The sequence below is a fragment of the Pseudomonas sp. LBUM1669 genome (assembly GCF_059695705.1).
In genome coordinates this window covers 5,235,760-5,248,935 of record NZ_CP166784.1, presented here as the reverse complement: position 1 = coordinate 5,248,935, position 13,176 = coordinate 5,235,760, and the positions used below count along the sequence as shown (strand labels likewise).

12 protein-coding genes are annotated in these 13,176 nt (G+C 59.2%); 7 read left to right on the top strand and 5 right to left on the bottom strand.

The annotated features are described in order from the left end of the window. Positions 1–8 precede the first annotated feature (8 nt). From ACA051_RS24350 to norR, 4 genes are all read right to left on the bottom strand, one after another. A complete protein-coding gene (locus tag ACA051_RS24350; RefSeq protein WP_497305316.1) occupies positions 9–335 on the bottom strand; it encodes a hypothetical protein in 327 nt (108 codons plus the stop codon). 167 nt (positions 336–502) lie between these two features. Further along, positions 503–961, bottom strand: a complete 459-nt coding sequence (locus tag ACA051_RS24345; protein WP_497310657.1) for a GNAT family N-acetyltransferase — start codon at positions 959–961, stop codon at positions 503–505. 27 nt (positions 962–988) lie between these two features. After that, entirely contained in the window at positions 989–1,891 is a 903-nt protein-coding gene (locus ACA051_RS24340) for a chemotaxis protein CheV (RefSeq protein WP_461955629.1), read from the bottom strand. A 285-nt stretch (positions 1,892–2,176) separates the two neighbouring features. After that, positions 2,177–3,727 (bottom strand): nitric oxide reductase transcriptional regulator NorR, encoded by a 1,551-nt coding sequence (gene norR, locus ACA051_RS24335; RefSeq protein ID WP_497305314.1) that lies wholly within the window; start codon positions 3,725–3,727, stop codon positions 2,177–2,179. A 157-nt stretch (positions 3,728–3,884) separates the two neighbouring features. On the opposite strand from norR, the gene hmpA reads away from it, so the two are divergent. From hmpA to cyoE, 7 genes are all read left to right on the top strand, one after another. Continuing rightward, positions 3,885–5,066, top strand: coding sequence for an NO-inducible flavohemoprotein (hmpA, locus tag ACA051_RS24330; protein WP_497372270.1), 1,182 nt, complete (start codon positions 3,885–3,887; stop codon positions 5,064–5,066). Positions 5,067–5,337: 271 nt separating this feature from the next. Then, positions 5,338–5,847: a disulfide bond formation protein B gene (locus ACA051_RS24325; RefSeq protein WP_497305311.1), complete on the top strand. Its 510-nt coding sequence runs from the start codon at positions 5,338–5,340 to the stop codon at positions 5,845–5,847. Between the two features lie 817 nt (positions 5,848–6,664). After that, positions 6,665–7,609 (top strand): ubiquinol oxidase subunit II, encoded by a 945-nt coding sequence (gene cyoA, locus ACA051_RS24320; RefSeq protein WP_497305309.1) that lies wholly within the window; start codon positions 6,665–6,667, stop codon positions 7,607–7,609. 3 nt (positions 7,610–7,612) lie between these two features. Next, a complete protein-coding gene (gene cyoB / locus ACA051_RS24315) occupies positions 7,613–9,643 on the top strand; it encodes a cytochrome o ubiquinol oxidase subunit I (protein ID WP_497305307.1) in 2,031 nt (676 codons plus the stop codon). Between the two features lie 3 nt (positions 9,644–9,646). After that, complete coding sequence (locus tag ACA051_RS24310; RefSeq protein ID WP_497305306.1) at positions 9,647–10,273, top strand: cytochrome o ubiquinol oxidase subunit III; 627 nt, start codon at positions 9,647–9,649, stop codon at positions 10,271–10,273. After that, positions 10,274–10,609 (top strand): cytochrome o ubiquinol oxidase subunit IV, encoded by a 336-nt coding sequence (gene cyoD, locus ACA051_RS24305; protein ID WP_497305304.1) that lies wholly within the window; start codon positions 10,274–10,276, stop codon positions 10,607–10,609. Between the two features lie 11 nt (positions 10,610–10,620). Beyond that, positions 10,621–11,508: a heme o synthase gene (gene cyoE / locus ACA051_RS24300; protein WP_497305302.1), complete on the top strand. Its 888-nt coding sequence runs from the start codon at positions 10,621–10,623 to the stop codon at positions 11,506–11,508. 208 nt (positions 11,509–11,716) lie between these two features. Here the strand turns inward: cyoE and ACA051_RS24295 are convergent, their stop codons facing one another. Further along, entirely contained in the window at positions 11,717–13,120 is a 1,404-nt protein-coding gene (locus tag ACA051_RS24295) for an aminotransferase-like domain-containing protein (protein ID WP_497372268.1), read from the bottom strand. Positions 13,121–13,176: the final 56 nt, after the last annotated feature.

Here is a 13,176-nt window from a genome sequence, read left to right as displayed (position 1 = left end):
TGCGCCATTCACTGGGCTTTGGCGGCGGGGCGGATGGAATCCCACTCGGTCACGTAGGCGGTTTTGCTCTTTTTGTTGTAGAGGCACAGCTCGGTGCCTTGCTGGCCTTTCATGTGTTTTTGCGGGTATTGGCCTTGCATCAGGAGCGCGGTGTAGCCGACCCGGTCATCGAACTGCGCGGCGTTGCCGACGGGCTTGGCGTTTTTCAGGCCGCTGGCTTTGGTGCAACTGGCGAGCACGGCTTTGTCGTAGGCGGCCCAGGCGTCGGGGCTGGAGGCGGTGGCCTGGGTGGCTATTGCGGTGAGGCAGAGGAAGGTCAGGGTAGCGGCTTTCATGGGTCAGGCATCCTTGGGCGTTGAGTTGGCCGGAAGGGGAGTATGCCTGATGGTTTTGTGTTGAATGTGTCGGCCTCTTCGCGGGCAAGTCAGATCGCCGCACCGCTCGCTCCTACAGGGATCGCGCATGACCTGTAGGAGCGAGGCTTGCCCGCGAAGGCGGGATATCAGGCCGGAACCGGCTCCCGGCGGACCACATACATCCCGGCACTTTCATACAGCCGCTGCGCCCGAAGGTTGTCTTCCAATACCTTCAAGTCCACAAAGCCTTCGCGACGTTGCTGAAACACGTTGAACGCGTGCAGTAGCAAGGCGCGACCCAATCCGAGACCTTGCGCTCGCTTATGCACCACCAGATTCTTGATATAGGCACTGGTCCAGCACTGGCATACGCCGACGATACTTTCGCCATACAGCGCAATGAAACACAAAGATGGATCGTATTCAGGATCGGTTTCAAAACGCTGCTGCCAGACATCCAGTGCTGGCACACGCCCGCCACCTTCCCGATAACCCAGTTCCATCAAACGATGAACAGCTTCAGCCAGTTCGGGGCGGTATGCGACGAGATCTATTCCTTGAGGCCAAGTGATCGCGGGCACAGCCTCAGCCAGGTTGCGCCGCATCAGCAAGCAAAAGCCTTCGGCCATGACTCAGTGACCTTGTTCGGCGACGGCCTTGGCCGCTTCGATCAGGCACCGGGTCAGCTCAGGCGAGGAGAACTTGGTCAGCACCGCGTTGGCTCCGGCAAGGCGCGCTTTCTCGCTGTTCATCGCGCTGTCCAGCGACGTGTGCAGCAGCACATAAAGGTGCGAGAAGTCCGGGGTCTCGCGCAGGGTGCGGGTGAAGGCGTAGCCGTCCATCTCCGACATTTCGATGTCCGAGACGATCAGGTTGATCTGCTGCGCCGTGCCTTGCAGGTCCAGCAGGCAGTCGATGGCTTCCTTGGCGCTGCGGGCGGTGTGGCATTGCAGGCCGAGGTTGCGCAGGGTGTGCACCGATTGCTGCAGCGCGACCTGGCTGTCATCGACCACCAGAATCCGCGCGTTACCCAGCACTTCAGCGTCTTCCATGCTCAGTTCGGTCGGCGCCGTTTCGATCTGCGCCGGGGCGATGCCGTGGATGACCTTTTCGATGTCGAGCACTTGCACCAGGGTCCCGTCGACCGAGGTCACGCCGGTGATGTACGAACGCACGCCACCGGAGCCAAAGGGTGGCGGACGGATGTCGGTGGTCAGGCAATGGACGATTTTGCTCACAGCCTGAACGTGCAGGCCCTGCTTGGAACGGCTGACGTCGGTGACGATCAGGCAGCCACCGTTCGGGTCTTCCAGCGGCCGCTCGCCGATGGCGCGGCTGAGGTCGATCACCGACAACGAGGCGCCGCGCAGGGTGGCGATGCCTTTGACGTGGGGGTGCGACTCCGGCAGCTTGGTCAGCGGCGGGCAGGGGATGATTTCGCTGACTTTCAGCAGGTTGATTGCCATCAGCTTGCCGCTGCGCAAGGTAAACAGCAGAAGCGAAAGTGAGTCTGCGCGGGCTTTGGTGGTGGACATAAAAACCTTCTGTGGAAAAAGGTGATGGGCGAGTAAAAAGTCGCCAAAAGCTATTGATGCCGGGTTATCGACTTGTTGGGGGCAGGCTTTAGGCTAATTCCCCGTCGCCGGCCAAACGGTGAATCCCTGTGGCGAGGGAGCTTGCTCCCGCTCGGCTGCGAAGCAGTCGCAAAACCTGTAAATGCGGACCGCCTGATACAACGCGGCGCCTGATTTTGGAGCGCTTCGCACTGGTGCGCCAGCCCGGTCCAGCGGGAGCAAGCTCCCTCGCCACAATGGATTGCGCTATTTCATCCCCAGCCGTTTCGCCATGCGCCCCAGATTCGCCCGGTCCAAGCCTAGCTCACGCGCCGCGCTTGCCCAGTTGTCGTGATGCCGTTCCAGGCAAGCGCTGATCAATTGTCGTTGATAATTTTCGGTGGCCTCGCGCAAATCTCCCGCAACCAATACGGCGGGACTGGCGACCGGCTGCTCGGCCGGGAGCTCAACACTGCCATTGGGCAAATCCAGATCCGCCGCACTCAAACTGAGAATCTTCGGCCGTACCTTGCAGTTACCCAGCGCCTTCAACGCGCTGCGACCAATCAAATGCTCCAGTTCCCGCACATTGCCTGGCCAACCATACGCCAGCAATGCCGCCTGCGCGTCACTGTTCAAGCGCAGGCTGTTAAGGCCCATCCGCGAGCGGTTCTGTTCCAGGAAATAACCGCTGAGCAACAACACATCGCGCCCGCGATCTCGCAGGGCCGGCACCAGCAGCGGGTAAACACTCAAGCGATGATAGAAGTCGGCGCGGTAGCGGCCGCTGCGCACTTCTTCGGCCAGGTCGCGGTTGGTGGCCGCGATCAGGCGCACGTCCACTTGATGTTCTTTATCCGACCCCAGGCGCTGCAACTGACCGCTTTGCAGCACCCGCAACAACTTGGCCTGCACGGTCAGGGACAGTTCGCCGACTTCATCGAGAAACAGCGTGCCGCCATTGGCCAGTTCGAACTTGCCGCGCCGATCGTTGGTGGCGCCGGTGAAGGCGCCGCGCACATGGCCGAACAATTCGCTTTCCACCAGGGTGTCCGGCAGGGCGGCGCAGTTAAGGCTGATGATCGGTTTGTCTGCCCGAGGCGAGGCCGCATGTATCGCTTGCGCCACCAATTCTTTGCCAACCCCGGTTTCGCCGGTGATCAGCACGGTCAGGTCGCTGCCGCCTACCAGGCTGATCTCCTCCACCAGGCGTTTATGCGCCTTGCTCTGGCCGATCATCTCGCGAGTCTGTTGGCCGCTGGCCTGGCGGTACACCTCGGCGCGCTGATGTTCGTCTTCGGCGCGATTGGCCAGGCGCTCGATGCGCTCGGCGGCGTTGACGGTGGCCGCCGCGAGGCTGGCAAAGGCATGCAGGGCGTCCAGTTCGATGGGTTCAAATTGTTCCGGGTCGAGGGCATCGAGGGTCAGCAAGCCCCATGGACGCTCGTCGATAAACAACGGACAGCCCATGCAGTCGTGGACTTCCAAATGATCGTCGAGGCCGGCGACCAGGCCGTCGTAAGGGTCAGGCAAGTCGCTGTCGGCGGCGAATCGCGTGGGTCCGGGGCTGCTGAGCAACGCTTCGAAGCGCGGGTGCTCGCTGACTTTGAAGCGGCGGCCAAGGGTGTCAGTGCTCAACCCGTCGACGGCCAGCGGCACCAGCCATTCGCCATCAAGGCGCAGCAGGGCGGCGGCATCGCAGGGGAGCAGGGCGCGCATGGCTTCGAGCAGGCGTCGATAGCGCTCGCCTTCAGGCAGTTCGCGGGACAGGTCGGAGACCAGCGGTAGCAGGGCGGTGAGCAAAGATTTTGCAGTCATAGTGACTCCGTGTAGTCGGGATGACTATAAGTCAGCCTGTGTCGATATGACTACATTGTTTTTAAGTTGTTGATTTTAAACGTTTAAATTTTTGGCATGGAAACTGATAAGCATAGGGTAATCAGTTAGCAATCCAAGAAGCCCCAGGAGTCACTTTATGCTTAGCGTCCAAGACCGTGCCATCGTCAAATCCACCGTGCCGCTGCTGGAAAGCGGTGGCGAAGCGCTGATCACTCACTTCTACCGCATGATGCTCTCCGAATACCCGGAAGTCCGCCCGCTGTTCAACCAGGCCCACCAGGCCAGCGGTGACCAGCCACGCGCCCTGGCCAACGGCGTTTTGATGTACGCGCGCCACATTGACCAGCTCGACCAGTTGGGCGACCTCGTCGCCAAGATCATCAACAAGCACGTGGCCCTGCAAATCCTGCCTGAGCACTACCCGATTGTCGGCGCTTGCCTGCTGCGTGCGATCTCTGAAGTGCTGGGCGCCGAAATCGCCACCCCTGAAGTGATGAGCGCCTGGGGCGCGGCCTACGGTCAGTTGGCCGACATCCTGATCGGTGCCGAAACCAGCATCTACGATCAAAAAGAACAGGCACCCGGCGGCTGGCGCGGGGCGCGTGAATTCATCGTGACGGCCAAGGTCGAGGAAAGCGCGGAAATCACGTCGTTCTACTTCGAACCTGCCGACAAAGGCGCGATTCTGGCGGCGGAACCGGGCCAGTACATCGGCATGAAACTGATCCTCGATGGCGAAGAGATCCGTCGTAATTACTCGTTGTCGGCGTTGGCCAACAAGGGCCAGTACCGCATCAGCGTCAAGCGTGAAACCGGTGGCCGCGCCTCTAACCACTTGCACGATCAACTGCATGTCGGCTCGAGCATTCAACTGTTCCCGCCATCGGGCGAGTTCACCCTGACCGCCAGCGACAAGCCGTTGGTGCTGATCAGCGGCGGCGTCGGCATCACCCCAACGCTGGCGATGCTGGAAGCGGCGCTGGCGACCGAGCGGCCAGTGCACTTTATCCACTGCGCGCGCAACGGCAGCGTTCATGCCTTCCGCGACTGGATCGATGGTTTGGCTGAGCGTCACCCGCAACTCAAACGCTTCTATTGCTACGCCGAAGATGACGGCGTGAGCCCGGCGGCGGACAAGGTCGGGTTGTTGAGCCGCGAGCAGTTGGGCGAATGGCTGCCGGAGCAGCGCGATCTGGATGCTTACTTCCTGGGGCCGAAAGGGTTCATGGCGGCAATCAAGCGCCACCTCAAAGCTTTGGGTGTGCCGGAGAAGCAGAGCCGTTACGAGTTCTTTGGGCCGGCTTCGGCGTTGGAATAAACAGCAGTGGCGACTTGGGAGACCGAGTCGCCTGCTTCGCGAGCAAGCCCGCTCCCACATTGGATTTGCGTACGACGCGGTCAAGTGTGGGAGCGGGCTTGCTCGCGAATGGCCGCACCTCAGTCTAGATTCGTAAAAATCCCGCCAAAGTTAATCCGTTCTTAACCGCTTTATCGTCTATTCCCCGATCACCACCGGAGCGCACCGGGCTCTCAAAGGTTGGAGCCTGCGTGTAGACTTCCGGGCAATCGATTTTTAAAAGGGAAACGCGATGAGCGAGGAAACGATGCGGTTGGGACGTGAACGGCGCTATCTGGTGTTGCTGGGCATCATCTGCCTGGCGCTGATCGGTGGCGCGCTGTACATGCAAATTGTGCTGGGCGAGGCGCCGTGCCCGCTGTGCATCCTGCAACGTTATGCGCTGTTGCTGATTGCGCTGTTTGCCTTCATTGGCGCGGCCATGAGCACCCGTCGCAGCATCACGGTGTTCGAGACGCTGGTGGTCATCTGCGCCATCGCAGGCGTCGCGGTGGCCGGGCATCACGTCTACACCCAGTTCTACCCGGCGGTCAGCTGTGGCATCGATGTGCTGCAACCGATTGTCGATGGCCTGCCGCTGGCGAAGATCTTCCCGCTGGGCTTCCAGGTCGATGGTTTCTGCTCCACGCCGTACCCGCCGATCCTCGGTTTGTCGCTGGCGCAGTGGGCGCTGGTGGCGTTCGTGCTGATCGTGGTGCTGGTGCCGCTGCTCACTTCGCGTAACCGCAAAGCACTGCGCTGAGGTCATCCGCCACTCGCGCGGATAACGTGAAAAAAACGCCCCGGTCCTCATCAAGAGGACCGGGGCGTTTTGCATTTCAGGGCCCGCGCAAAAAGTTCGTGATGTGTGGCAGTGAAGGGTGCGACACGTGTGCGACATGTTGTCACAGCAGGACTGTCGCAACGCATTTCACGGGGCAGAATCGGTGCATAACCAGGCAACGAAATTGGTCTATTCAGGCGTCTGCCGATTTATAGGCTATTGCGCGCAAGCAGGCAGTTTTAACAGGGGCTGGCGAATCGCCAGAGCCCTTGTCTCATAGGGTCTAGGGCTCCGTCGAAGTGTCTGCGTCAGCCCCGATAGCTGTCTGAACTGCGCCCTGTAGACCTACAAATTTTGGTGTTTTTGTTGAGAATGAATTTCGATAAGATGCCGCACTTTTGCAAAATCCGTTAATGATTGTTGCTGGAATGGATAAAAATTATTTCGGGATGAGACATGGTTTATGAATCGCTACATATCTACAATCGCCCGCACTGAATTCCGGCACTGCTCACCTTGAGCAGGAAAACAGGGCGTCGAGGGGCTTGAACGCTTCGTGCGACTCCCAGGTGTCGGAGCCTTCCAACTATCCGCACCAAATGGAATTGGTCTGTAACAAGGCCTTTGACCACGAATTCGAATAAGAACTTACCGCTAGCCCAGGATTTGTCGAACAGCGTCTGACGCGCGACGGGCAGCCCTTATTCAATCCAAGAAAAATGCCAACCCTTGGCAGGGTGAAGTGTTGGCGATCAAAACCCAACTGCATTGCGCAAGCTGCTTTAGAGGTCGTGAGATGAGTAAAAACAGGTACCCCAGACTACTAGGCTTATTGCCGCTGCTCGGCACGTTGTTGCTGTCAGGCTGCAACATGACCTTGCTCAATCCCAAGGGCCAGGTTGGCCTGGATGAGCGAAACCTGATCATCACCGCTACGCTGCTGATGCTTCTGGTCGTGGTACCGGTCATCGTCATGACCTTCCTGTTCGCCTGGAAATACCGCGCGTCGAACCAGGACGCCGTCTACACGCCGAAGTGGTCGCACTCCACCAAGATCGAAATCGCAGTGTGGACGATCCCGGTACTGATCATCATTGCCCTGGGTTACATCACCTACAAGTCGACCCACGCGCTGGATCCTTACAAGCCGCTGGAATCCGACGTCAAGCCGATCACCATTGAAGTGGTCGCGCTGGACTGGAAGTGGATGTTCATCTATCCGGAGCAAGGCATCGCCACCGTCAACAAGATAGTGTTCCCGGCGCACACGCCGATCAACTTCAAGGTGACTTCGGACTCCGTGATGAACTCGTTCTTCATCCCGGCCCTGGGCGGCCAGATCTACGCAATGGCCGGCATGCAGACCAAACTGCACCTGATCGCCAACCAGAACGCTGAAATGGACGGTATCTCCGCCAACTACAGCGGCGCTGGTTTCACTGGCATGAAATTCAAGGCTATCGCAACTTCCCAGGAAGATTTCGACGCCTGGGTAAGTGAAGTCAAAAAGGCACCTAAACAGCTTGAAGAAGCTGAATACGCAGCCCTTTCCAAGCCGAGCCAGAACAACCCAGTCGAGCTCTACTCCTCGGTCACTCCGAACCTGTTCCAGATCATCGTCGACAAGTACGAAGGCATGAAACCGGGTCCGAAGGTCAAGCACGAGAAGAAAGAGAAAGAAGTGGCCGCTACGCAAGGAATGGACATGAACTCGCATTCAGCTGCCGGGGCAGAGGAGTAAACGATGTTTGGTAAATTAAGTTGGGAAGCGGTCCCATTCCACGAACCGATCGTGATGATAACCATCGCCATGATCGCGCTCGGTGGTCTGGCGCTGTTCGCTGCAATCACCTATTTCAAGAAGTGGACCTACCTGTGGTCCGAGTGGCTGACCTCGGTCGACCACAAGAAAATCGGCGTGATGTACATCATCGTTGCCATGGTCATGCTGCTGCGCGGTTTTGCCGACGCCATCATGATGCGTACCCAGCTGGCCATGGCCACCGAGGGTTCGCCTGGCTACCTGCCGCCTGAACACTATGACCAGATCTTCACCGCTCACGGTGTGATCATGATCATCTTCATGGCGATGCCATTCTTCACCGGCCTGATGAACCTTGCAGTGCCGCTGCAGATCGGCGCGCGTGACGTTGCCTATCCGTTCCTGAACTCCCTGAGCTTCTGGTTGCTGGTATCCGGCGTAGTGCTGATCAACCTGTCCCTGGGCGTCGGCGAATTCGCCAAGACCGGTTGGGTTGCCTATCCGCCGCTGTCGGGCCTGCAATACAGTCCGGGCGTGGGGATGGATTACTACATCTGGGCGCTACAGCTATCCGGGTTGGGTACGACGCTGACGGGGGTCAACTTCCTGGCCACCGTGCTGAAGATGCGTACCCCGGGCATGAAGCTGATGGACATGCCGATCTTCACCTGGACCTGCACCTGGGCCAACGTCCTGATCGTCGCTTCTTTCCCGATCCTGACCGCCACCCTGGCACTGCTGACGCTTGACCGTTACATGGATTTCCACATTTTCACCAATGAACTTGGTGGCAATCCGATGATGTACGTCAACCTGTTCTGGGCCTGGGGTCACCCCGAGGTTTACATCCTGATTCTGCCGGCGTTCGGGATCTTCTCTGAAGTCATCTCGACCTTCACCGGCAAGCGTCTGTTCGGCCACCACTCGATGGTCTACGCATCGGGCGCGATCTCGATCCTGGGCTTCATGGTCTGGCTGCACCACTTCTTCACCATGGGCTCGGGTGCGAGCGTCAACGCCTTCTTCGGTCTGGCGACGATGCTGATTTCGATCCCGACGGGTGTGAAGCTATTCAACTGGCTGTTCACCATCTACCAGGGCCGTCTGCGTTTCACCAGCCAGGTCCTGTGGACCCTGGGCTTCATGGTGACCTTCGCCATCGGCGGCATGACCGGCGTACTGCTGGCCATCCCGGGTGCGGACTTCGTCCTGCACAACAGCCTGTTCGTGATCGCTCACTTCCATAACGTGATCATCGGCGGCGCGGTATTCGGTTACATCGCAGGCTTCGCGTTCTACTTCCCTAAAGCGTTCGGCTTCAAGCTGCACGAAGGTTGGGGCAAGGCAGCGTTCTGGTTCTGGATCTCGGGCTTCTTCGTCGCGTTCATGCCGCTCTATGCACTGGGCTTCATGGGCATGACCCGTCGTCTGAACGCCACCACCAACCCTGAGTGGGTGCCGTACCTGTACGTCGCCATGTTCGGTGCGGTGATGATCGCCGTCGGTATCGCTTGCCAGCTGATTCAGCTCTACGTCAGCGTGCGTGATCGCAACAAGCCGGAAAACATGTGCGAACACGGTGATCCGTGGAATGCCCATACCCTGGAATGGTCGACCTCGTCGCCACCACCGTTCTACAACTTCGCGGTGCTGCCAAAAGCAGAAACCATCGATCCGTTCACTGAAGCCAAGGAAAACGGTACCGCGTACAAGGCTCCGGCCAAGTACGAACCGATCCACATGCCAAACAACACTGCGACTGGTGTGGTCATGGGGGCTCTGTTGACCGTGTTCGGTTTCGCGATGATCTGGCACATCTGGTGGTTGGCCATCGTCGGTCTGGTTGGCACCGTGGTGTATTTCACCATCCATGCTGCCCGTGACGATCAGGGCTACATGGTGCCGGTGGATGTCATCGAGCGCATCGAAGCCGAGCAGCACAAACGTCTGGTAGCGGCCGGAAAAGTTCCAGCCTCCGCCACCCGTGTTGAAACCTCGTTGGAACAGGCTTAAACCATGTCGAACTTAGTGACCAATGCTGGACACACCCATGTCGATGGACATGGGCACGATGACCATCACCACGACTCGGGCGAGATGACCGTCTTCGGTTTCTGGCTCTACCTGATGACCGACTGCATTTTGTTTGCGTCGATCTTTGCGGTGTACGCGGTACTGGTTAACAACGTAGCGGGTGGCCCGTCGGGCCACGACATCTTCGAGCTGCCATACGTACTGGGCGAAACCGCTCTGCTGCTGTTCAGCTCGATCACCTACGGCTTCGCCATGCTGGCGTTGTTCAAGGGCAAGAAGACTCAGGTCCTGGGCTGGCTGGGCATGACTTTCCTGCTAGGCGCCGGCTTCATCGGCATGGAAATCAACGAGTTCCACGTACTGATTTCCGAAGGCTACGGCCCTAGCCGCAGCGGCTTCCTGTCCGGGTTCTTCACCCTGGTCGGCACCCACGGTCTGCACGTGACCAGCGGTCTGATCTGGATGGCGATCATGATGTATCAGGTGCAGAAAAACGGCCTGACGGCGACCAACAAGACTCGTCTGAGCTGTCTGAGCCTGTTCTGGCACTTCCTGGACGTGGTGTGGATCTGCGTATTCACCGTTGTTTATCTGATGGGGACTATGTAAATGGCTAACGCTCATTCCCACGATAGCCACGACGCCGGCCACGGCAGCGTCAAGTCCTACGCTATCGGTTTCATTCTGTCGGTGATCCTGACCGTCATTCCTTTCGGCCTGGTGATGTACCCGTCGCTGCCGAAAGCCATGACCCTGTGGATCGTACTGATCTTTGCAGTGATCCAGGTGCTTGTTCACCTAGTGTACTTCCTCCACCTGGACCGCTCCGCCGCCCAGCGTAGCAACGTGATCGCGTTTGTCTTCGCAGCGCTGGTCATCGTCCTGTTGGTAGGCCTGTCGCTGTGGATCATGTTCAGCATCCACACCAACATGATGGCGCAGTGAGGTAAATCCGGATGTCCTTGAAGCACTTTATCCAAATCACCAAACCGGGGATCATTTTCGGTAACGTGCTTTCAGTGGCAGGCGGATTTTTCCTGGCCTCCAAAGGGCATGTCGATCTGGCCATCTTCCTGGCTGCAATGATCGGCACGTCCCTGGTGGTGGCTTCCGGTTGCGTGTTCAACAACTGCATCGACCGCGACATCGACCTGAAGATGGAACGCACCAAGAACCGCGTACTGGTCCAGGGCTTGATCTCCCTGAAACTGGCGCTGATCTTCGCGACCGTCCTCGGTGTGGCCGGCGTTGCGTTGTTGTACAAAGTGGCGAACCCACTGGCCGCGCTGTTCGCGGTGATCGGTTTCGTCATCTACGTCGGTTTCTACAGCCTTTACCTCAAGCGCAAGTCGGTTCACGGCACGCTGGTGGGCAGTCTGTCCGGCGCGATGCCGCCGGTGATTGGCTACGTGGCCGTGACCAACAGCTTTGACATGGCCGCACTGACGTTGCTGGTGATGTTCAGCCTGTGGCAGATGCCGCATTCCTACGCCATCGCGATCTTCCGCTTCAACGATTACCGGGCCGCATCGATTCCGGTGTTGCCCGTGAAGCGCGGAATCCAGGTGGCCAAGAGGCACATCCTGCTCTACATCCTGGCGTTCCTCGTGGCGACCTTGATGCTGACCTTCAGCGGCTACGCCGGCATGAGCTACCTCGCCGTCGCCGCCGCCATGGGCATGTACTGGTTGTACATGGCCTGGACCGGCTACAAGGCAGTGGATGACACGGTCTGGGCACGCAAGCTGTTCGTGTTCTCGATCTTCACCATTACCGCGTTGAGCGTGATGATGTCGCTGGACTTCAAAGTGCCAAGCGAGTTGTTGCTGACGTACGCGCCTTAAGCGTCGGATGCTGTAAATAAAAGCCCCGCCCTTCGAGAGAAGCGGCGGGGCTTTTTGTTGGCCAGCTTTCTGTTGGACCGTGTTGCCCCAATCGCGAGCAGGCTCGCTCCCACATAGGATCGGCGTTGCCGCCATTTTCGAGCACGACGCTGGACCCTGTGGGAGCGGGCTTGCTTGCGAAGGCCGCCCCTCGGTGCATCAGGAAACCTCAGCGTTCGAGCAGCCTGAAAAACCGCTCGCGCACCTGCAGGCTATCGCTATGCGCGACGTTGAAACGCAGAAAGCTGCTGGCATCGGCGGCTTTACTCAGCAAGGTGCCCGGCGCCAGCACCAGGTCGTTTTCGAGGCCTTTGATGGCCAGGGTTTCGGCGTGCAGTCCTTCGGGCAACCGAGTCCAGATAAACAGCCCTTCGCCCGGTATCGATGACACCGAGCATCCAGCCTCGACCAGCCATCTCGTCACGCGACTGCTCGATTCATACAGGCGATCAACAGTGCGCCGGGTGTGTTTGGCGTAGCTGCCGTTACTGAGCAGGGTGCAGGTGATCTGCTCCGCCAGTTCCGAGGTGACGCCACCGCAGGCCATTTTCAAGGTGATGATTCGTGCGGCCAGTTGCGGCGATAACACGGCAAAGCTGACCCGGCTGTTGGCGGTCAGGGTCTTGGAGAAGCCGGACACGTAACTGACATTGTCCAGACCGCTGGCGGCCAGGCGCGGGGTGCGTCTTTGCTGGATGTCGCCATACAAATCATCTTCGAGGATGTGGACGCCGTAACGGTGACTCAGCTCCAGCAAGCGATACACCTGGGCGGCGGAGAACGAGTGCCCGGTCGGGTTGTGCAGCGTGCTGTTGGTCATGTACAGCACGGGGCGATGGGCGATCAGCAATTGCTCGAACGCCTCTAGGTCCAGCCCGTCGCAATCCCGGGCGATGGTGATGACCTTGGCGCCGTGCAGCGCCAGATTGGTGTGCATATTGAAGTAACACGGATCGTCGAGCAGTACGGTGTCGCCGGGCTTTATCAACAGGCGCATCAGCAGGTCGATGGCCTGCACGGTGTTGGCGGTGGTGATGATCTGCTCCACCGGCACCTCGATGCCAACGGTCGACAGCTTAACCCGCAACGCCTCGCGCAACGGGAGGTAACCGCCGACCTCACCGTATTCGCCCATGCGCAGCGCGGTCGCGCGAAGGGTGGTGCGCACGGCTTTGAGCAATTCATCGGCAGGCAGCCACGAGGCGGGCAGAAATCCGCAGCCGGGGCGCAGCGCGCCGTTGTCCAGCAGCAAGGCGCGGCGGACCCGGCTGAGTGTGTCTTGGGGTTGTAGATCCGGGCCAGCGGCAGGTTGGGGCTGGATGCCAGGGCGGTGAATGTAATGCCCCGAACCCTGGCGCGAAACCACCAGTCCCTTGGCCCGCAAGCGGTCGAGGGCGTCGACCACCGTGGACTTACCGACGTTCATCAACTCGGACAGTTCGCGAATCGGCGGCAACTTGGCCCCGTTAGGCAGGCCACCCTGGTTGATGGCGACGGTCAGCTGATCGACGATTTGCTGCACCAGCGGCACTCCGGGCTGGAACTCGATGGCGGCGATGACGGCGCGCTGCATTTTACTGGTCTCCCTGGCAGTAAAGTTTGTTGGATCTTATACGAAGTTGCCCTGAT